General features: G+C 56.5%; 13 protein-coding genes and 3 pseudogenes. 10 read left to right on the top strand and 6 right to left on the bottom strand.

The genetic code is table 11. The annotated features are described in order from the left end of the window. The first annotated feature begins 490 nt into the window (after window positions 1-490). The 3 genes and pseudogenes from IGS51_RS09770 (at window position 491) to IGS51_RS09760 (ending at window position 6,207) form a co-directional block, all read left to right on the top strand. Entirely contained in the window at window positions 491-1,543 is a 1,053-nt protein-coding gene (locus IGS51_RS09770; protein ID WP_297078227.1) for a peptidylprolyl isomerase, read from the top strand. Continuing rightward, a pseudogene (locus IGS51_RS09765) lies at window positions 1,540-4,547 on the top strand (type I secretion system permease/ATPase). Before IGS51_RS09770 ends, IGS51_RS09765 begins: the two are co-directional and overlap by 4 nt. A 79-nt stretch (window positions 4,548-4,626) precedes the next feature. Then, window positions 4,627-6,207 (top strand): HlyD family efflux transporter periplasmic adaptor subunit, encoded by a 1,581-nt coding sequence (locus IGS51_RS09760; RefSeq protein ID WP_297078226.1) that lies wholly within the window; start codon window positions 4,627-4,629, stop codon window positions 6,205-6,207. Here IGS51_RS09760 and IGS51_RS09755 read toward each other — a convergent pair. The 3 genes from IGS51_RS09755 to IGS51_RS09745 all read right to left on the bottom strand — a co-directional run bounded on the left by IGS51_RS09755 (window position 6,204) and on the right by IGS51_RS09745 (window position 9,354). After that, window positions 6,204-7,127 (bottom strand): Npun_R2821/Npun_R2822 family protein, encoded by a 924-nt coding sequence (locus IGS51_RS09755; RefSeq protein ID WP_297078225.1) that lies wholly within the window; start codon window positions 7,125-7,127, stop codon window positions 6,204-6,206. The genes IGS51_RS09760 and IGS51_RS09755 overlap by 4 nt on opposite strands. 31 nt (window positions 7,128-7,158) lie before the next feature. Then, window positions 7,159-8,175 carry an Npun_R2821/Npun_R2822 family protein gene (locus tag IGS51_RS09750; RefSeq protein ID WP_297078224.1) on the bottom strand — a complete coding sequence of 339 codons (1,017 nt, stop codon included), beginning with the start codon at window positions 8,173-8,175 and terminating at the stop codon, window positions 7,159-7,161. 159 nt (window positions 8,176-8,334) lie between these two features. After that, a complete protein-coding gene (locus IGS51_RS09745; protein WP_297078223.1) occupies window positions 8,335-9,354 on the bottom strand; it encodes a glycosyltransferase family 10 in 1,020 nt (339 codons plus the stop codon). A gap of 468 nt (window positions 9,355-9,822) precedes the next feature. Between IGS51_RS09745 and IGS51_RS09740 the strand changes: the two genes are divergently transcribed. The 5 genes and pseudogenes from IGS51_RS09740 to IGS51_RS09715 all read left to right on the top strand — a co-directional run bounded on the left by IGS51_RS09740 (window position 9,823) and on the right by IGS51_RS09715 (window position 14,080). Next, window positions 9,823-10,053 carry a hypothetical protein gene (locus tag IGS51_RS09740; RefSeq protein ID WP_172353225.1) on the top strand — a complete coding sequence of 77 codons (231 nt, stop codon included), beginning with the start codon at window positions 9,823-9,825 and terminating at the stop codon, window positions 10,051-10,053. Then, a complete protein-coding gene (locus IGS51_RS09735; protein ID WP_297078222.1) occupies window positions 10,026-10,607 on the top strand; it encodes a DUF1643 domain-containing protein in 582 nt (193 codons plus the stop codon). Before IGS51_RS09740 ends, IGS51_RS09735 begins: the two co-directional genes overlap by 28 nt. A gap of 196 nt (window positions 10,608-10,803) precedes the next feature. Beyond that, a complete protein-coding gene (locus tag IGS51_RS09730; protein WP_297078221.1) occupies window positions 10,804-11,844 on the top strand; it encodes an adenylate/guanylate cyclase domain-containing protein in 1,041 nt (346 codons plus the stop codon). A gap of 173 nt (window positions 11,845-12,017) precedes the next feature. Beyond that, window positions 12,018-13,642, top strand: a pseudogene (locus IGS51_RS22340) (SpoIIE family protein phosphatase). 3 nt (window positions 13,643-13,645) lie between these two features. Beyond that, on the top strand, window positions 13,646-14,080 hold the full coding sequence (locus tag IGS51_RS09715) for an anti-sigma regulatory factor (RefSeq protein WP_297078218.1): 435 nt from the start codon (window positions 13,646-13,648) through the stop codon (window positions 14,078-14,080). 219 nt (window positions 14,081-14,299) lie between these two features. Here IGS51_RS09715 and IGS51_RS09710 read toward each other — a convergent pair whose 3' ends face one another. Then, window positions 14,300-15,235, bottom strand: a complete 936-nt coding sequence (locus IGS51_RS09710) for a ferritin-like domain-containing protein (RefSeq protein ID WP_297078217.1) — start codon at window positions 15,233-15,235, stop codon at window positions 14,300-14,302. A 275-nt stretch (window positions 15,236-15,510) separates the two neighbouring features. On the opposite strand from IGS51_RS09710, the gene cax reads away from it, so the two are divergent. Then, on the top strand, window positions 15,511-16,626 hold the full coding sequence (gene cax, locus IGS51_RS09705) for a calcium/proton exchanger (protein ID WP_297078216.1): 1,116 nt from the start codon (window positions 15,511-15,513) through the stop codon (window positions 16,624-16,626). 5 nt (window positions 16,627-16,631) lie between these two features. On the opposite strand, the gene IGS51_RS09700 is transcribed toward cax, so the two are convergent. Beyond that, window positions 16,632-17,300 carry an ABC transporter permease gene (locus tag IGS51_RS09700; protein WP_297078215.1) on the bottom strand — a complete coding sequence of 223 codons (669 nt, stop codon included), beginning with the start codon at window positions 17,298-17,300 and terminating at the stop codon, window positions 16,632-16,634. Window positions 17,301-17,984: 684 nt separating this feature from the next. Between IGS51_RS09700 and IGS51_RS09695 the strand changes: the two genes are divergently transcribed. Further along, on the top strand, window positions 17,985-19,499 hold the full coding sequence (locus tag IGS51_RS09695; protein WP_367279303.1) for an alpha-amylase: 1,515 nt from the start codon (window positions 17,985-17,987) through the stop codon (window positions 19,497-19,499). A 786-nt stretch (window positions 19,500-20,285) separates the two neighbouring features. On the opposite strand, the pseudogene IGS51_RS09690 reads toward IGS51_RS09695, so the two are convergent. Further along, window positions 20,286-20,471: pseudogene (locus IGS51_RS09690) on the bottom strand (hypothetical protein); the annotation flags it as partial.

Below are 20,471 nucleotides of genomic sequence, written 5' to 3'. Positions count from 1 at the left end.
GCCCGCGAGAAATCGTCCAAAACCCAAAGAGCTTATCGCAAGTGCGTAAGTCCTGAACGGTTTGGCTTAAGGGGTCGTATGCTTTAGCAGCGTGCCCGTTCTCTGAACAAACCGTGCAAAAAACCTGCGAGCAACCATCCTGCTGGCTAAATCTTCTGACTGAATACTAAAAAGTAGAGAATCGTCCAAGATTTGGGAATGCTATGCCCAGCAACGCGCTGTGTCCGTAAATATTCGTCCAGAGATTCACCGAAGGTTCATGGGTCAAAGCTAAAAGTTTTCGTAACTATCCTTTGATTTCCAACTCTGGAAACCCATAATCGAGGTTGGGGCTGTGTGACTGGGATTATGAACCTGGAATTGCATGACTGGAAGTGTATGACTGGAAGTGTATGACTAGGCTGGGGCTAAGGATGCGTAGCTAGACACCAAACGCCTGATAGTTAACCATGGCGCATCAGGGTTTTCCGCTGTTGATGGATGGATTTGCATGGGACACGTATTGCAGATTGGGAATCGGTCGGTCACATCGGAAGAATTGCCATCGCTGCTGGCAGGCTATCAAATGCTGCCGCAGTTGGTGCAGGAAGTGTTGATTGATGAGGCGATCGCCCCCATCACCTGCGCCGAAGAAGAACTCATCGGGGCCCGCGAACAGTTCTACGCCCAGCACCAGATCGTAGACGAAGCCACCCGTCAGCAATGGCTAAACCGGCACGGCATGACCCTGGCTCAGCTCGATGCCCTGGCCACGCGATCGCTCCGCATCGAGAAGTTCAAAGAAGCCACCTGGGGAGCCAAGCTCGAATCCTACTTCCTGGAGCGCAAGAGCAAGCTAGATAAAGTCATCTACTCGCTCATCCGCACCCAGGACATGGGCATCGCTCAAGAAATCTACTTCCGCGTTATGGAAGGCGAACAGAGCTTCGCCGAACTCGCCCGCACCTATTCTCAGGGGCCCGAATCCCAGACCGACGGGCTGATTGGCCCGGTGGAGCTAAGTGTGCCCCATCCCCAACTGGCTCATATGCTCTCCATTAGCCAGCCAGGGCAGCTCTGGCCGCCCCACCGCATCGGCGAGTGGATTGTGATCATTCGTCTGGAAAAATTCATCCCTGCCCAGATGGACGAGCAAATGCGCCGTCGCCTGCTCAACGAGTCGTTTAGCCAGTGGCTCCAGCAGCAGTTGGATGAGGTGTCGCTGAGTCCTCTGGCGGATGCGCTACCGGCGGATGCGCTTGCTGCTGAATCCCTGCCCACCGCCGAACCCAGCGAGCCTCCTGCGGCAGACGCATCCTCCCAGCCGCCAGCCTCCTCGTCTCCTGGCACACCCGCAGAGCCACCTGCCAAGCCCGGAGCGCCCAAGCCGCCCTCTGGTGCAGCAGGTGGACAAGGCAACGGCGGACATCCCCCCGCTGCCCAACCCCAGCTCGTGCCGACCTCGATTTTGCTGAGTGTGCCCGATCCGAAAGCCGTAAAGCCGACCACGTTATCGTCTTCCCCGCCTGCTGCCCCCACCGTTGCCCCCATTGTTGAATCATGACGTTTACCCAAAACCTTCCCAAAGACACGGTTCAAGAATTTCTGGCAACGGTCTTTCCGTTTACCCAGCTTTCTAGCGCGGCTCTGGCTCGCCTGCTCGAACAGGTTCAGCCCTTCCGCTACAAGATGGGGCAGGCAATTTTGGTGCGCGAAAAAATGCCCGCCCAGGTGACGATTTTGTACGAAGGGCAGGCGCGATCGCTCGGCTATGACCCCCGCACCGACAAGCCCACCACGCTGGGGCTGCTGCAACCGGGCGCAGTGCTAGGGGCCGTGAGTCTAATGCGGGGCGTGGCCTGCGAAACGGCGATCGCCTCCGAGGAATCTATCTGCCTGACGCTGCCAGCCCGCGTCTTCCTAGATCTGCTGGAAAAAGAGCCAGCCGTCGCCAGCGCTCTGTCTGCCCAGGCTGAGCCGATTGAGGTGTTTGATCTGCTGGGGGAAGAACTGTCGCGCCAGGCCGACGGCACGCTGGATCTGAAGGCGTTGACCCACGCAGGGCTATCTCAGGCAGAGGTGCGCCGCATTCCACCAGGAACCTTTGCCACGCACTCGCTCCAGCGCGATCGCCTGTGGCTGGTCAGCAGCGGCGAAATTACGGGCTACCCTGTTGGCAGTCGGCTCAATCTGGGGCTACTCGACGAAATCGAGGTGACGGGCGAGAAACCCGCGCGGCTGGTCAGCTTTCCGCTATCTCTGTTCCGCCGTTCTGCCCCAGAAGACCCGCAAGACACCAATCAGGCAGACGCAACCCTTGGAGCGCTCGATATTCCCTACGCGCCCGAACGCCCAGAGGAACTGGAACCCGTCATCATCGACAGCAAGGGCAAAGCAAAGGAATACCCCATCGTGCGCGGGCGGGGGCAGCTAGAAGCGACGATGGCCTGCTTCCAGATGCTTTGTCAGCATTTGAACTTACCGTTCCGACGAGATGTGGTGCGCCGCATTTTGGTAAACCAGATGGAGCGCACGGGCGGGCTGCCGCTGGATCTGTGTGGGGCGATCGCCGAATTTATGGGCCTCAGCGCCCAGTTAGTCACCGTGCCGGCCCAATCCGTCGGTCGCCTGGAAGCCCCCGCAATGGTGCGCTGGCAAGATCGCCCCGTGCTGCTCTACAGCGTCAGCGAACGGGAAATGGTGATCGCCGACCCAGAACTGGGGCTGCTGCGCCGCAAGCCGTCGGAATTTGCCGCCACCTGGGGCGAACAGGGCGACGTGCTGCTGCTACGGGCCACCAAGCAAACGCCGCAAAAGCGCTTTAACCTCAGTTGGTTTTTGCCCTCGGTGACGAAATATCGCGGCGTGCTGCTGCTGGTGTTTCTCGCTTCCTTCTTTGTGCAGCTTTTTGCCCTGGCCAACCCGCTGATGATCCAGGTGATCATCGACAAGGTGATCGTGCAAAACAGTCCCGACACGCTGCAAGTGCTGGGCATTTTGCTGCTGCTGCTGGCATTCTTTGAGGCGCTGCTGGGGGCGCTGCGAACCTACCTGTTCGTAGACACCACCAACCGCATCGACATGACGCTGGGGTCGCAAATTATTGATCACCTGCTGCGGCTGCCGCTGCGGTATTTCGAGAAGCGTCCTGTGGGCGAACTCTCCACCCGCATTGGCGAACTGGAAAATATCCGCTCTTTTATGACGGGCACGGCGCTGACGGTGGTGCTGGATGCCTTCTTCTCCGTTGTCTACATCGTCGTCATGCTGTTCTATAGCCCGCTGCTGACGCTGGTGGCGCTGGCGACGATTCCTTTCTTCATTGCGCTGGCGGTGATCTTTTCGCCGATTATCCGCAACCAATTGCGGGTCAAGGCGGAACGCAATGCCGAAACCCAGTCCTACCTGGTGGAAGTGCTGGGCGGCATCCAGACCGTGAAAGCGCAGAACATGGAACTGCGATCGCGCTGGCAGTGGCAACAGCGCTACGCCCGCTACGTCAGCGCCGGATTCAATACGGTGCAAACTTCCACCTTTGCAGGCTCCCTCAGCAACTTCCTGAATCAGCTTTCGGGCTTGCTGGTTCTCTGGGTGGGCGCGTATCTGGTGCTAAAGCAGGAGCTTAGCCTGGGGCAACTGATCGCCTTCCGCATCATCGCAGGCTATGTGACGAGTCCCCTCTTGCGCCTAGCCCAACTCTGGCAAAACTTCCAGGAAGTAGGCCTGTCGATTGAGCGCCTCAGCGACATCGTGGACTCCGCCCCTGAAGCCGACGAGCTAGAAATGCTGGGAGTATGGCCAAAGATAATACAACTATTCCCATGCCGCCGATCCAGGGCGAAGTCGCTTACGAAAACGTGTCTTTCCGATTTGGCACGACCGGCCCGCTCCAACTCAGCAATATCAACCTGGAATTTGCCCCCGGCTCCTTCGTCGGCATTGTCGGCCAGAGCGGTTCCGGCAAGAGTACCCTGATGAAACTGCTGCCTCGCCTCTATGACCTAGAATCGGGGCGCATCCTGATTGACGGCTACGACATTACCAAGGTAGAACTCTATTCTCTGCGACAGCAAATTGGCATTGTGCCCCAGGACACGCTGCTGTTTGACGGCACGGTGCAGGAAAACATCGCGCTGAATGCCCCGGATGCCTCCGCTGAGGAAATTATCGAAGCGGCCAAAGTGGCGGCGGCCCATGAGTTCATTATGGGTTTGCCGAATGGCTATAACACCCGCGTTGGCGAACGGGGTGCGTCGCTTTCGGGCGGTCAGCGCCAGCGGATTGCGATCGCCCGCACGGTCATGCAGAATCCGCGCCTGCTAATCATGGATGAAGCCACCAGCGCCCTCGACTACGACTCCGAGCGTCGCGTCTGTATGAACCTGGCGGAGCATTTTCGCGGCCGCACCGTCTTCTTCATCACCCACCGCCTCAGCACCATCCGCCACGCCGATCTAATTCTTATGATGGATCAAGGCTCTGTTGTGGAGCAGGGCACCCACGAAGACCTGATGGCCATGCGCGGCCGCTACTATTGCCTCTATCAGCAGCAGGAAGCGCAGCTTTAGAGATAGCCAGTTCTAGCCAGTTCCCAGCTTTACTGCTAGCGCTCCTGCATCCCACCCCTTCTCCCCTTTCCCCCACCCCATGACTCAGACCTCCCCCAGACACAACGGAAACGGAGCCGCCAACGGTTCTGCCAAGACTCCGATTCAGCCGGAGGAGACGGAACTGGTGCTGGTATCCCCAGACGAAGAAACAGGAACCCAGTTGCCGTCGCAAAAGCAGGTACGGGCCCAAGCGTTTGACCAGCCCGTAATCTTGCAGCAGACCTCGCTGTGGTCGAAGCTGGTGGTCGGCGGCATCATTGGCGTAACTTCGGCGGTGCTGCTGTGGGCGGCCGTGGCGCGGATTGAGGAAGCGGTGCCTGCGACGGGCAAGCTAGAACCGGGCGATCGCGTTCAGGAGATTCAGGCTCCTGTGGGCGGCGTGGTTCAGGAAATTTTGGTAGAAGAAGGCGAACGAGTCCAGCAAGGACAGGTTCTCATCCGCTTTGACCCAACGGCCGCCGCCGCCCAGCGCCGTTCGTTGGAGCAGGTGCGCGATTCCTACTTAGCCGAAAACCAGTTCTACCGCAGCGCCCTCAGCGGCATCTCTCTAGAGCCATCCAACCAGCCCCAGAGCATTCCCCCCGAAATGCGGGCGCTGCTGACCAACCGCGCTGCCCTCGCCTCGGAGACAGCGCTCTTTCGGGCGCAGGTCTATGGCGGCAATGGCAGCTTTTCCGACGAAGAGCGGATTCGCCTGTCGGCAAACCAGCTTGAGGCACAGTCCCGCGCCGCCGCCGCCCAGCTTGAAGTGGCCCAGCTCCAGCAGCAGTTAATCCAAACCCAGGAGCAGCTTGCCACCGCCCGCCAAACGCTGGCCATCGACGAAGGCATTTTGCGCGATATCGAGCCGCTTGCAGAACAAGGGGCACTCTCACGGATTCAAATGCTGCGACAGCGCCAGCAGATGATGGATCGCAGGGCAGAGGTGAATCGGCTCACGCTAGAACAGCAGCGGTTGAGTTTGGCAGTGGATCAGGCTCGTCAGCGCCTTTCCAACACCGTCGCCACCACCAGCACCGACCTGCTGGCCCGGGTTGCCGACAACGAAAAGCGGATTGCGGATATTGACAGCCAGATTAACCGGGCGATCGTAGACAACGAGCGCCGCATCGCCGAAATCAACAGCCAGCTTAGCCAGACCGAACTCACGCTGAAATATCAGGAGCTTCGTGCCCCCATTGATGGGGTGGTGTTTGACCTGAAGGCGCGGGGCATTGGCTTTGTGGCTAATACGAGCGAGCCGATCCTGAAAGTCGTGCCCACAGATAACCTGCTGGCTGAGGTCTACATCACCAACAAAGATATTGGCTTTGTCAGCGAGGGGCTGCCTGTAGACGTGCGAATCGACTCCTTCCCCTTCAGCGAATTTGGCGACATCAAGGGAGAAGTGGTGAATATCGGTGAAGATGCGCTGCCTCCAGACCAGATTTATCCCTTCTATCGGTTTCCTGCCAAGATTCGGCTGGATAGCCAGACCTTGAAGGTGAATGGCAGAGAAATCCCGCTCCAGTCGGGGATGGCGGTAACGGCTAACATCATTACGCGCGATCGCACGGTGTTGAGCATTTTCACCGATCTGTTCTCGCGCCGCATCGAGAGCATCAAAACCGTCCGCTAGGATTGCCAGGGCAAGCGGAACCGAAATTTGGGCGATCTGGGCGATCGCCGTTTCGACTCATTCCAGTCATTCAAGTCGCGGTAGTGCTGCCACAGCGCCCAGTAGGGACACCCCGGCTGGAGCCGAAAGCCAGCCCAGTGAAGGTATTGCAGCGGCTGATTCAGGTTCGGGTCGAACAGTCGCCAATCCCGCTGGCGAAACTTGCTGCCGGCCCAGCTTCCCGGTGCGCCGCCGGGCCGATGCACCAGGTTAAACCGATTGGGAATTTGCTTTAGCACCAGATAATTAATAATCGGCTGATCGGACGTTTTTTGGCTAAAGTCGAAATAATCAGGATGAGCCGCGCATTCTGCCAAGATAGCCTCCCAGTCTGAGGCAGAAATCAACCCGGTTTTGCTGCCCCAAAAGCCACAATTAAAGATTTCCGCCAGGACGCTTTCGCTAAACCCTGGAGCCTCTAGAATCGCCGGAGTGAACACATTTTGAATGCCGCCGCGATGCTGATAGTCACAGCAGATAAAGTCGTAAGTCTGCAAATACTCTAAAACCGCAATAATGCGTTCAAACACCACAATATCGGTGTCGATATAGAGAAATCGACCGGGTTTTCCAAACCATGCCGCCTGCTTGCGAAACTGCTGCGGACGTGCAAAAAAATCGCTGCCAAACGTTTCCTCAATCGTGGCATCCAGCCATTCCAAAATGGTCAAATCGGGAAACAGCGTCACTCCAAAGCGATCGCCCAAAACCGCCACCGCCTCCTTATATTTGTCGTTGTAGGGAATCAGCACGACGGGCGTTTCAGGATCATAAAGCCGAATGCTGTTGAGCAGGGCGATCGCCTGATCCAGCACGCGATCATTGCCCAAAATATAAATTTGATCCTGATGATCCTGATCCTGCTCCTTTGGTTTATTCATCCGCCCACCAAATTCAGACTCCTCATCTTCTCTATCCAAACGCTAGCCGCAGCTTTTTCAAGATTCGTTTCACGACCCCAGGCTTTGCCAAAACCCTCTTACCACGAAACTTCGGACGCTTTTCCGGTTCATGCAAATAGCGATAGTGTAGGAAGGTTTCTCGGTAGGGAAAATCCACATTTCTGCCGCTACAAAGTTGATTGAACAGATCGGCAGATAGCCCAATGTAATGCAAATAGGTCAGCGGATGTCCGCGATCGTAAACCCGGCCCGCTTGCTCAACAAAATGGCTGGAGGTGACGGAATTTCCTGTTGCCTGTTCGGGAGGCAAATGCAATGCCAGGTTATGAATTGAAAACGACGCGCCTTCACGTTGAGCAAGCCGCATGGCCATGTAGTTCAAAACTGACTGATTGGGCGCATTGGGATAGAGAATTTCTGCTTCTCCTGCGGCAAGGTGCTGCAAGAGCCAGTCGCGCTGTTCTGCCGAAAATGCACCCCGTCTACCCGCAAAGCACCCTGCACAAAAGATAGCGCGATGAATCTCAGCAGGGCTAAACACTTCCGACAATTTTGAAGCAGTTATATCAAAAATGTGTGACGGATCTTTGTGCTGAAAGTCGTAGGTGACGAGCGAATGGGAATCGAGCGCTGCAAAGAAGATTTGGGGTGAATTAAGCAGCAGCGTATCGGCATCTAAATAAAGAAATCGGTCGAACGGCGCACGCGCATCAAACGCCGCATAGCGTCGGTTGGAGGTGAGTCGATAGACATCAGCCATGCCCTTCTTGCGCCAGGTGGCGATCGCCGTTGGGTGTGCTTGCCATACCTGCCGCGAAAACGCCTCCCATGGGGCAAACAGCGCCGGATCTTCCAGCAGCCTCACCTGGGGACGAGGGGCGATCGCCGCCCGCACATTCGTCAGACGGTCGTCGTAGGCAATCACCGCCACGGGCATCTCGCGCCCCGCATGAACCTCAATGCTGTTCAGCAGCGCCACCAGTTGGTTGCACACGACATCATTCGCCAGCGTATAAATGCCGTCCATTCAGCCCCTTGATATCAGTTCCCCCAAGCGAAGCGACGAATGAAATGCCTGGAAGCCCCACAGACGATTGACTGGCACTTGACTGGTACTTGACTGGCGCTCCAAAACCGCAAATCCAAAATCGAGCATCGATATGATTCTCTTTACGCCCGAATCTCTTTACGCCCGAATCCCCAGCGCTTCTATCCTCACTGCCAGCCAGTTTAACAAGTTCAACTCATGCAGAATAACCTGACGCGCCTCGGCGATCGCCTCCTTTGCAGCGTACCAAGCTTCCGGCGTGGCGGTGATGTCGCGGATGTAGGCAATGCCACGCTCATCCAGGCTGGGCAGCCGCAAAAAACTGCCGGGGGGCAGCAGCCGATCCGCCGCGCTACCGCCGTAATAAATCGGCAAGCTCCAGGCTAGCAGGGCATCCCACAGCTTCTCGCTCACGTACCACTCGTTGTCGGCAAAGTTCTCAATCGCCAGGTTGTAGGTGTAAGGGGCGATCGCATGCCATTTATCCGCCACCGGGCCAAACGTGCGGGTCTGCCCCCGGTTCACCTGTGCCCAGTCTGGCAAGCCCCGCCCGTATAGGTCAAAGGGCACGTCGCTGGCTTGCAGCCGCCGCAGAAAATCTAGCCGATGGCGATGATTGGCCGTGCGGTCGATGCCCGACGTGATCCAGCTACAGGGGCGGCGCTTTGCGGGCGGCGGCGCAGCTTGCAAATAGTCAAACGGCTGCGACACATACCAGATCGCAGGCATAGGCTCCGACACGGGTGCAAAGTCGTCGGGCCCAGACACCACGCCGCACCACTGCTGCGCCCGTCGATAGGTGTCGATTCGCGCCTGTTGCTTTTCGGGAAAGGGCGGCTCTCGGCAGGAAAACAGAATTTGTTCGGGGGAGAGCGATCGCACTTTCTGCTGAAATTCTCTGACCTGCCCCGCATTGCTGGGCTGCGCCTTCCGCCACGGCCAGCGAAATCTTCCTGCTGGTGCAGCGTCGTCAGCCGCGTCGCGGGGAAAGTCGTGGAAGTTATACAGCAGCAGCCCGTCGGGATTGGGGCAATTCGCCAACACCTGAATCCCCTTCCACTGCCCAAAGGGGTGCGGACTCTGCCGCCACAGCCAGTCCCACGGCGGCGGACGGAGGTCAGCATAGCTGCTGATCATGCCAATGGTGACGCTGCCCATAGAAATCAGCCCCTTTGGGGTGTTCAGAGAATTACCGTGCTGCGACACGGCGCATCAAATCGTACAGCAGGGTCGGGCGTGCCGTCCGCTTCAGAGCGACTCATGCGTCTATACGCTGCTCCATAGCAGAGGCTCCGTAGCAGAGGCTCCATACTGCGTAGCAGAGGCTCACATAGCATAGGTTCCACAGCACAGGTTGCATATATAGAAGTTGCTTATATCACATATAAGAGTTAAGTATGTTTTCAATTCAAGACCACCCCATTTTCAGGAAGATAGAGTGGGATCAGGGAACTCCATAGGGATTCCCCACCGTCAGACAAAACAACTGTCAGGTATAACAACCGTCAGGCACAGCAGAAGTGGAACGCTCCCTGAGAACAACCTTCTAGGAGACTCCCTTCTAAAGCGTTACTCGACGTTTGTGGGGATTTTTCCGTTTTTGATATCGAGTGTTTGATTTGGATCATGTTGCAGCAAACTGAAAATTTTGTCTCTCGCGATCTCCAGTCCACGCTAGACCAGATCGCCTCCGGTGCCAAAGACCGCAAAGATGAAATCGTAGATCTGCTCAGTAGCGAACAGCCCAAAAAGAGCCGTCAGATTGATGCCGTCTTTGATCGCTGTATCTGGTGGGAAGGCTGCTACTATTGTCAGGACGAACAGGGGCAATGGCAGCGCGTCAAGTGTTTTATGTAGAAGATGTAAAAGACGCTCAAACACTGCAAACCACTCAGCCAGCCGTTCAGCCAGCAGTCCAGCCAGCAGGGGCAACCTTTGACCCGTCGGGGCGCTATCGATACACGCTGTGGCGCGTATGGGACTTTGCCGCTCCTCGCGTGGCGTTTGTCATGCTCAATCCCAGCACGGCCGATGCCGAGCGCAACGACCCGACGATTCGCCGCTGCATCGGGCTGGCAAAAGCCTGGGGCTATGGCGGGCTGGAGGTGGTGAATCTGTTTGCCTATCGGGCAACGCGGCCCCAAGACCTGAAGCAGGTGGATGATCCGATTGGGGAGGCGGGCGATCGCCCCCTCATCACCGCTGCCGAACGAGCAGCCCAGATTATTCTCGCTTGGGGAAACGGGGGGGCGCTCTATCAGCGCGATCGCACTGTGCTAGCACTGCTGTCGGGCTATCCGCTTCACTGCCTGGGCCTCACCCAGCAGCAACAGCCCCGCCACCCGCTCTACTTACCCAGCGGAACTGTCCCCATCCGCTATTCGCCACCCAGCAAATGTATCCAAGACTGACGTAGCAGCCCGCGAGAAATCGTCCAACTGCGTCAGTCCTACCCAAAATCGACATGGGCAAACTAGCAACCCAGCAATGCTGTTACGAACTGCGTGGCTGTTACGAACTGCGTGGATTCTGCTGAATTCCTGTGGGCGTGCTTGTAGAACAGGGAAAGGTAGAGTAAATCCGCCCTCTTCCTAAAGCGCCTCCCCTATGCCTCTGCTCTACTATCTCCCCGACGAGCGCTGCGTCGAAACCGAGGAAACCGACACTATCCTCGCCTCCTCGCTCTATGCAGGCATTCCGCATATCCATGTGTGCGGCGGCAGTGCCCGCTGCTCCACTTGTCGAGTGTGGGTGCTGGAAGGTCTGGAATACTGTTCCCCGCGCAACGATGCCGAAGATGGTCTGGCCAAGCGCCTTTGCTTTGACCCGAAGATGCGCCTGGCCTGCCAAACCCAAGTCTTGGGCGAGGGCAAGGTCACGGTGCGGCGACTGGTGGTGGATGCCGAAGACATGTCGCTGGTCGAGCAGCAGCTAAGCGGGCAGCGCAGCGCTATTGGCGAGGAGCAAATGCTGGCGGTTCTATTTGCGGACTTGCGGGGCTTTACATCCTTTGCAGAAGTGTTGCCCGCCTACGACGTGATTTACGTGCTGAACCGCTATTTCAGCCGCATGGGGCAAATCATCGAACGCTACGGCGGCATCATCAATAACTACATGGGCGATGGATTCATGGCGCTATTTGGCTGGAACTGTCCCGATCGCCCGGTGGAGCGAGCCGTCCGCGCCGCGTTAGACATGCAAACCGCAATGGAAGCATTTAACGCCTACCTGGAAACGCTCTATCAGCGCCAGCTCAAAATTGGCATTGGCATTCACTACGGCTTGGTGGTGGTGGGTGCGGTGGGCGCGTCTCCCAAGAGCCAGCAAATTACCGCCATTGGCGACACGGTGAATCTGGCCAGCCGGATTGAAGCCGCCAACAAAGCGGTGGGGACTAGTCTCCTCGTTTCCGAGGCAGTCTATCAGCAGGTGCAGCCGCTGGTCAGCTTGGGTCGCCAGTGCGACATGTCGCTCCCTGGCAAGAGCGGTGAATATCGACTGTACGAAGTGATCGACATTGCACCCGATGCAACCGGGGCGATCGCCCTCCTGGCCCAATCCTGCCAACCCCAAAAGCCCTCCCGCTTCCGACGTGTCTGGGCCTGGCTGCGTCAGCTAGGGAGACGGATGATCGGCGTGGGAGAATAGATAGGATGAAGAGACTGTAATGAGCCAGCCACTCCTCTGATAGCGATCGCCCTCCTCTGGGTACTTTGGGTGTAAGAGCGTGAACCCTGGAGAATGGCGATTTGGCGATTGCATACGACCTACAACAACCCGTGCAAAACAAATCCCCGGTAGAGCGAAACAAGTTGCGGCTGATGGTGGTAGATGACGAAGCCGACAACCTGGATCTGCTATACCGCACGTTTCGGCGCGACTTTCAGGTGTTTCGAGCAGACAGCGCCCTGGATGCGCTCAACCTGCTGGATCGGGTGGGTGAAATGGGCATCATTATTTCCGACCAGCGGATGCCCAAGATGAACGGCACCGAGTTTCTCAGCCATGTCGCCCGCCAGTTTCCCGATACGATTCGGATTCTGCTTACGGGCTATACCGATGTTGAGGATTTGGTAAACGCGATCAACGCAGGCAAGGTGTTCAAATACATCACCAAGCCCTGGAACCCAGAAGACTTGATGACTGTGGTGCAGCAGGCCGCCGATACCTATCGCGTGGTCAAACAACGCACCAACGAGCTGCATCGCGCCCTGCGGCGGGAGTCCATTTTCAATAAAGTTTCCACGGCAACCCGCGAATCGCTGGATTACCAGAGCATGATGCAGCGGATTGCAGAGGTGCTGGGGCAAACCTTTGGGGCAACCTGCGTGCTGCATCCAGTGGAGCAGGACACAGAGGGCGTAATAGGCGACGACGGAAACACCTATCGCCTGCTGCCCAACCTCTTCAGCTTTGGCCATGCCTCTGGCGAGGTCGCAAAAGCCCCGGTTCTGCCAAATGATGCGCTGCTGGCCGCTTTGCAGAGCCGTCGGGTGCAGCTTTCGGAATCAGACGAGCAAGAGACCCGGCTGGCGCTGCCGCTGATCTATCAGCAGGAATTGTTGGCGATCGCCAGCCTCCACCGCCAGGGACAGGCGATCGCCTGGTCAGAAGAAGACCTTGACCTAATTCAGGAAGTAGCAGAACGAGTCGCCCTGGCTATTTCCCAGGCCAAGCTGTATCAGCGCATCCAGCGACAAACCGAGCAAATGCAGGCAGAACTGGCCGTCGCTCGTCAAATCCAGACCAACCTGCTGCGCCAGAGCTTGCCCGAACTGGACACCGCCAAAATTCAGGCTTGCTGCCACCCAGCGCGGGCGGCGACTTTTTCGAGGTTTACGAGCATCCCCAGGGCGACCTCTGGCTGGGCGTAGGAGACGTGTCGGGCAAGGGCGTTCCGGCAGCTCTGTTCATGGCCAGCGCTATTTCGGTGCTGCGGCGCGAAATTTATCAGGAAAACCCGCCCGATCCGGCTCAGGTCATGCAAAACCTAAACCGCAGCCTGATGGATGATCTGGTGAGCAACAACTGCTTTATCACGATGGCGCTGGCCCGCTACAGCCCCGCCACGCAAGAATTGGTGTATGCCAATGCAGGGCACATCTACCCGATGGTTTGGTCGGTTAGCAAGCCATCGGCTGAACCGCTATACCTAAAAGAAAGGGGGGTGCCGCTGGGCATCTTGCCCATGTGGAAGGCGATCGCCGGCCGGCTGACGCTGAATCCAGGTGACCTGCTCCTGCTCATCAGTGATGGCATCACCGAAGCCACCCTCGCTCACCCACACGCTGCTGGCAACAGCCTGATGCTCGGCCAGCAAGGTCTCTGGGAACTGCTAAAACAACAGCCCCAACCACTTGATTTATCCAAGCTGCTTTCCTGCATACAGTCACAAAGCCATGCCCAGGAAGATGACCAAACCATACTCTCGCTGGAGGTTCTGTAGTCCATGAAAACCGAGTTGCATATTCCCAGCGACCTGAAGTTTCTGCAAGTAGTCGAAAACTGGCTGCTCAATTCGCTGGAGCTAGAACTGGGCGATTTGGTGGACTGGAGCCATCAGTCTAATCGGCTGCGGCTGGTGCTGGTGGAGGCCTACTCCAATGTCGTGCGCCACGCCCACCGCGACCAGCCCAACTTGCCCGTGCTGATTCGCCTAGAGCTAATCGATCGAGATATCCACCTAGAAATCTGGGATCACGGCCAGGGCTACGACCTTTCCACCTATCTGCCGCCTGCCCCAGATGATATGCAGGATGGCGGCTATGGCTGGCTGATTTTGAATCGCCTGATGGACAAGGTAGAATACCGCCTCCAGGTAAGCGGGCGCAATTGCCTGAAGCTGCAAGCGACCCTGCCAGAAAAAGCGGGGGCGGAAGGGTAGGCAGTCGGGGATCAGGGGCGATCGCCCCGCCTGTAAACGACTAGACGACGAAGCGCTGGACACCCTTTCTCAGGGATTCACCCAAGCGCTTGCCCAGAGAGGGCAGTCCAAACGCTTCGTCCGCCTCGCCCAAATTATGCCGGTTCACTGTACTAGTCGCCGTACTAGTCACTGGGCTTGGACTTCCGCGCTTGCGCTAGTCCTGTGTGCCCAAGGGCGCTAATTGGCCGCAGCGTTGGCAGCACTAGCCTTGTTAGGCTGCGGCTTCTTGCCATTGACATCCCGCGTCAGCCCGCTCAGGAACATCGGCACAAACCGTTCCACAAATGCCTGCGGATCGCGGTTCCAGACTCGCTGGATTGCGTCGAGGCGGGTGCGTTGGAGGTCGGGCGACAGCAGACTTTGGGGCAGGCGCTCCATCAGATATTGCGGGCGCTGCCACGCGGGCAGGGTGTTGGCAATATCCAGTAAATGACCCACCCGACGCAGCTCAGCCCCGGCGGTAATGTCCATGCCCGACTCAAACGCAGCCTGCTCAATCGCGGCGTGCTTGCGCTTGGCGTGTTCGACCTTGGCGCGATGCTCCGGGCTTCTGTCAGCCATTTGGGCTAGCCAGCGGTTGCCCCAGCGGACGTGGGCGGCTTCTTCAGGCAGAATGCGCTCCAGGGTTTCCCGAATCTTGACGTTTTCCTCGGTCTGCGGTGCGTGCTTGAGGGCGTGGATATGACCCGAAAAGTATTCACAGCCGCGCTTTTCGGTCACGTTAATGGCCGCCAACGATGAAATCACAAAGTCATCCAGGCTCTCAGGGCTAGGCGACTCCTGATCGAGCAACCGCTCAAATTCTTCAATATAGGACATACCGGGGGGCGTGCCTACGCTGCTGCCTAGGTCTACCAGCAAATCCGTCAGCCACATGGCGTGGCGAGCTTCGTCCGACACATGCCGCGATAGGTCTTTGACCAGTTCGGCGGGCTTCCCATCCAGTTGTTCGATCAGGGTAGTCAGGTCTTTGCAACTCCGCTGTTCGCTGTAGCGATAGCGATTGAGCGTGATCAGGTGAATGTCGCGATCTCGAACCACTTGTTTCATCACGTCACGGGCGCTGAGGCTGCCCAGGGAGCTTTGCAGCTTGCGGGGGTAAACGACTGTCATAGCGAAGAGTGAAAGATTGTTGACTTTTGTAAAAACTGCCTAGATCCTAACCCAGATTCCCAAAATGCGGAAAACCCCTATGATTCTGGGAGAACACGTTCAGTCATGGTTTAATCACAGTTTGCTCGCCGCGGTTTGCTCGCTACGGTTTGCTCGCGCCTTGAGTGTGGCCTAATGCCGTAGCTGAATGCCGCTTGATTGAGTCGGGCGATCGCCCTTTTATCTCTTGTTATCTCTCTTGTTATCCTTTGTCAAAAGCCGTCCAGGACGCTTGCATGAGTACTAAAAATTTAATCTTTTCAGTTTTGCTCATTTTCGTGCCAATCTCGCTGCTCTCGCATTACGTGTTTCATTGGGGAGAACTGGTGCAATTCGCGCTGGCGTGTCTGGCCATTTTGCCGCTGGCGGCTTGGATGGGCACGGCGACCGAAGAATTGGCTGTCGTTGTTGGCCCCACGCTCGGCGGCTTGCTGAATGCGACGTTTGGCAATGCAGCAGAACTGATTATCGCAATTGCTGCGCTGCGGTCTGGACTACTAGAAGTCGTCAAAGCCAGCCTCACGGGTTCAATTATTGGCAATCTGCTCCTAGTCATGGGGCTATCTATGCTGCTGGGCGGACTGCGGTACAAGGAGCAAAGCTTTCAGCCCGTGGTGGCCCGCGTCAACGCTTCTGCTATGAACCTAGCAGTGATTGCGCTGTTGCTGCCGACCGCCGTCAATGCCACCTCAGCCGGGCTAGACGAACCACTGATGCAAAAGCTGTCGGTTGCCGTCGCCATTGTGCTGATTTTGGTATACGTGCTAACGCTGCTGTTTTCGATGAAAACCCACAGCTATTTGCACGATGTCGGTGTGGCAGAACTGGAGAACGATGAATCCTCTGCATCGGATGAACACAGCGACCACAAGCCCAACCCGGTGCTGTGGACGGCGGTGCTGCTGGGCGCAACGACCTTCATCGCGCTGGAATCAGAAATTTTGGTGGGGTCGCTGGAGGTGGCAACCAGCAAGCTGGGATTGACGGAATTGTTTACAGGCGTGATTTTGCTGCCGATTATTGGCAACGCCGCTGAGAACGTGGCAGCGGTCGTCGTGGCCATCAAAAACAAGATGGATTTGTCCGTTTCCGTGTCGCTAGGGGCCAGTATGCAGGTGGCGCTGTTCGTCGCGCCGATTTTGGTGCTGGCGGGGCTGGCGCTGGGCCAGCCGATGGATTTAAACTTCAACCCGTTTGAGGTCGTCGCGGTGGCCGTGGCTGTGCTGATCGCCAACTCCATCAGCTCCGATGGCAAGTCCAACTGGCTGGAAGGTGTGCTGCTGCTGGCGACCTACGCGATTTTGGGCATCGCCTTTTTCTATCATCCGGTGATCGAAGCAGCCGTGAGCTAAGGGGCCTAGTTCCGAACCCCGAACCCTGCTTTCAGCCGCCCGATGCGGCGCTGGAGTCGGCGCGTGGGGCTGGTGGCCCATTCCAGCGAGAGCAGTAGGGCGTTGATGGCAAAGGCCAGCAGGGAAACGGCGATCGCCCCTGCCCAAATCTTGTCGTAGCGGCTCTGGGCAATGCCGTCGAACAGCAGCGTCCCCAAGCCGCCCGCACCAAACTTTGCGCCTATGGTCGCAATGGCGATCGCCACGATGGCCGACAGCCGCAGCCCTGCCAAAAAAATTGGCAAAATCAGCGGCACCTGCACCCGCCACCAGCGCTGCCAGGGACTCATGCCCATGCCCCGCGCCGCCTCTAGCACCGACGGCTTAATCCCCTCTAGCCCCACCACCAGATTTCGCACCAAAATTACCTGTGTATACAGCACCATCGCCACAATGACCGACCGCGCATTCAGCCCAAACACAGGCACCAAAAAAATAATCAGCGCCAAACTCGGAATCGTATACAAGATGCCCAGCCCACCCAGCACAGGCACCGACAGCCAGCGATAGCGCGTCACCAAGAGCGCCACGGGCAGGGCAACCAGAACGGCGATCGCCAGCGCCGCCAGCGTCATCTGCAAATGCTCTAGCGTCAGACTCCAGATCAGGCTTGGGTTCCGCAGCAGATAGAGCATCAGGAGTTGGAAGGAAGAGTTGGGAGTTAGGGAGACGAGCCGATGATATAACAAAAGGCACCGGGAAAAGGGCGTATTGGAGTTTGGAATATTGGGGAATATTGGGGAAGATTGGCAGCCGCTTCCCTGCCTCTCCCGCCCCACCCCCTGCACCGTGCTGACCATCACAACCGACAGACTCCGGCTCACGATAATATTCTCTAACCCTGTTCGAGGATGTTTGAAAAGTCCTACTGTTTGTAGCAAAGCGTGCAAGATCCCCCTAAATCCCCCTAAAAAAGAGGGACTTTAAGGCGGTTTCCCCCCTTTTTTAGGGGGGCTAGGGGGTTCTCTCTGAGTGCTTAACATTACAGGCGATACCTTTTCAAACACCCTCTTAGAGCGTTTCCAAAGCCAGTAAGGTTTGTGGGGAGTCACGCGACCCCCTTATTCTTTTAGCCCAGCGCTGACCTCACTCCGCAAGGAAATGCCGCATCTAAACCGCCCCTTTCGCAGAGGTTCATACCGGGATGCCCTATGAGTAACAATACATTTCAGCAACTCCGTGAACGGTTTAAGGCTCTGGGTACGCAGCTTAGCAAGGAGATTCTCGAAGAAGCTAAGCGCTCCGTCATCGATTGGCTCAACCAGAACGCCGCGGAGCTATCCCACAAAAACCCCAGCACCGAGTACAACGGGGTTTTCATGCAATATTTCCACTGGTATTTGCCACCCGACGGCACCCTCTGGAAAACGCTGCAACAAGACGCAGGGGCGATCGCCAAAGCGGGCTTTACGGCGCTCTGGCTGCCACCAGCCTACAAAGCAAACGGCGGCGGCTACGATGTCGGCTATGGCGTATACGACCTGTTTGACCTAGGTGAGTTTGACCAGAAAGGTAGCATCCGCACCAAATACGGCACAAAAGACGAATACCTGGCCGCTGTCAAAGCAGCCAAAGAGGCCGGACTGCAAATCTACGCCGATGTCGTGTTTAACCACAAAATGGGCGGCGATGCAGAAGAAGAAGTGGAAGCTGTGCCTGTAGATTCCGACAACCGCTTAGCGGCCGTCGGCGGCGTTGAAAAAATTAAAGTGTGGACACAGTTCGACTTTCCCGGTCGGGGCGACAAATACTCCAGCATGAAGTGGCGCTGGTGGCACTTCGACTCGGTGGATCACAACATGTATCAGCCAGGGCGCTATCAGATCTATCGCTTTAAGGACAAAAACTTCCAAGACAAAGTAGAGCTAGCTCACGGCAACTACGACTATCTCATGGGCTGCGACCTGGACATGACCCACCCAGAAGTACGCGGCGAACTCAAGTATTGGGGCGAGTGGACGCTGGACACCGTAGGCGTAGACGGCTTCCGGCTGGACGCAATCAAGCACATCCACGGCGACTTTTTCAATGACTGGCTCGATCATCTAGAAGCCTACGCCAAGCGCAGCCTCTTTGCCGTGGGTGAATATTGGACCAAAGACCTGGGTACGCTGCACTGGTATCTTGCCAATACCGAAGGTCGGCTCTCGCTGTTTGACGTGCCGCTGCACTATAACTTTTACGAAGCGAGCAAGGCGGGCGGCTATTACGACATGCGGAAAATCTTGGACAACACCTTAATGCAGCAGGTGCCGCTGCTGGCTGCCACCTTTGTAGACAATCACGATACGCAGCCACTCCAGGCGCTAGAATCTCCTGTTGAAAACTGGTTCAAGCCGCTGGCCTACGCACTGATCTTGCTGCGGGCGGAGGGCTATCCCTGCGTGTTTTATGCCGATTACTACGGTGCCCATTACACAGACAAAGGGCGCGACGGCAACGAGTATGAAATCTGGATGGATTGCCACAAGGACATCCTGGATAAGCTGCTGTTTGCCCGCAAGCACTTTGCCTACGGCGAGCAGTATACCTATTTTGACCATGAAGACGTAATCGGCTGGACTCGTCTAGGCAATGAAGCGCATCCCCGCGCCCTGGCCGTAATCATGAGCGATGGCCCAAGTGGCAGCAAATGGATGGAAGTGGGCAAGCCCAATGCCGTGTTTTACGACATTACCGAACATGTGAAAGAGCCAGTGCAGACGAATGCGGATGGCTGGGGCGAGTTTCGCTGCAACGGTGGGTCAGTGTCGGTGTGGGTGCAGGCGGATTCGCTGGTGGATAAGGTATCGACTCTGCTGGCAAACTTGGGACTGATCTCGTCAGGGAGCTAAGGGGCGATCGCTGCGAATGTAGCCTTTGGCAAATCCAGCCTTGATAAAGGCAGCCCCGATTCGGGTTGCTTAAGGCCGCAGCGATCGCCACCGAGCAAATGTAAAAAATAGCAAATATCAAAACATGTAAAAGGGGACTAGACATTTGCGACTAGCCCCCTTTTTCTGGATTCAACTTAACTTGAACACTGAACCAAATTGAACGGTTCCAATTGAACTTGAACTCGATTTGAACTTAATCTCGATCAAAGTGATCGGATTAAAACTGAATGAACTCTCCTAGCTGAACAGCATCAGCCACTAGTTGAAAACTATACGAAGTAGTTGTCAGTGAAGCTCAGTTCGATTTACTAAGGGTTGACCAGAAGCCATCACAAAGCTCCTGCCTATTAGCCTTTCATCCAACCTCTATAGAAGGTGTTGAAGCTATGGAGTGACATTGACTTGCTGCTGACCTTCGGACTGTAGATAGCGGTCTAGCAACTTGAAATGTACGACTCGCTCTGACTATAGGATGTAAAGACTAATCGCATCGAGTGTGATGCCGGAGATTAAGCCGGAGGCACAACGCTCATCTCCAAAAGACTTGGTTTTTCTGGGTTCTTAACCAGATTTGTGCCTGCATTTAAACTAACACTAACCTATTTAGATTTGGAAGCCCTTTTACCAAAGTTGAAATCGGTTTACATCGCTTAACATCTTGGTGGCAAAGCGAAAGGGAAGGCAGCACGAACTAGGCAACCCCAAGGCAGGGGGCGATCGCCCTGACTGCCTGACAGATCTTTTCTAATTGACGGTAGCAGCAGGTTTACAAACAATGGAACAAACTCGATGAAACCAAATGTGGTCATCGTAGTCACGCTTTGCCTTGAGTGAGGCGAAACACGCTTGAGGATCGTTGGGCAACAAGGGAACGCGTTGCTTCCACCCACTCAGGGCCGCCAGCACCAAGGGGACGTAAATTGCCGTCAC

The sequence above is a fragment of the Thermoleptolyngbya sp. M55_K2018_002 genome (assembly GCF_015295965.1).
Classification (GTDB): domain Bacteria; phylum Cyanobacteriota; class Cyanobacteriia; order Elainellales; family Elainellaceae; genus Thermoleptolyngbya; species Thermoleptolyngbya sichuanensis.
Note: the sequence above shows the minus strand (reverse complement) of the source record. Positions and strands in the feature narration are given on the sequence as shown.

Coding starts and splice junctions, on each gene's coding strand:
- IGS51_RS09770 (WP_297078227.1), top strand. CDS start 491: ATGGGACACGTATTGCAGATTGGGAATCGGTCGGTCACATCGGAAGAA.
- IGS51_RS09760 (WP_297078226.1), top strand. CDS start 4,627: ATGACTCAGACCTCCCCCAGACACAACGGAAACGGAGCCGCCAACGGT.
- IGS51_RS09755 (WP_297078225.1), bottom strand. CDS start 7,127: ATGAATAAACCAAAGGAGCAGGATCAGGATCATCAGGATCAAATTTAT.
- IGS51_RS09750 (WP_297078224.1), bottom strand. CDS start 8,175: ATGGACGGCATTTATACGCTGGCGAATGATGTCGTGTGCAACCAACTG.
- IGS51_RS09745 (WP_297078223.1), bottom strand. CDS start 9,354: ATGGGCAGCGTCACCATTGGCATGATCAGCAGCTATGCTGACCTCCGT.
- IGS51_RS09740 (WP_172353225.1), top strand. CDS start 9,823: ATGTTGCAGCAAACTGAAAATTTTGTCTCTCGCGATCTCCAGTCCACG.
- IGS51_RS09735 (WP_297078222.1), top strand. CDS start 10,026: ATGGCAGCGCGTCAAGTGTTTTATGTAGAAGATGTAAAAGACGCTCAA.
- IGS51_RS09730 (WP_297078221.1), top strand. CDS start 10,804: ATGCCTCTGCTCTACTATCTCCCCGACGAGCGCTGCGTCGAAACCGAG.
- IGS51_RS09715 (WP_297078218.1), top strand. CDS start 13,646: ATGAAAACCGAGTTGCATATTCCCAGCGACCTGAAGTTTCTGCAAGTA.
- IGS51_RS09710 (WP_297078217.1), bottom strand. CDS start 15,235: ATGACAGTCGTTTACCCCCGCAAGCTGCAAAGCTCCCTGGGCAGCCTC.
- cax (WP_297078216.1), top strand. CDS start 15,511: ATGAGTACTAAAAATTTAATCTTTTCAGTTTTGCTCATTTTCGTGCCA.
- IGS51_RS09700 (WP_297078215.1), bottom strand. CDS start 17,300: ATGCTCTATCTGCTGCGGAACCCAAGCCTGATCTGGAGTCTGACGCTA.
- IGS51_RS09695 (WP_367279303.1), top strand. CDS start 17,985: ATGCAATATTTCCACTGGTATTTGCCACCCGACGGCACCCTCTGGAAA.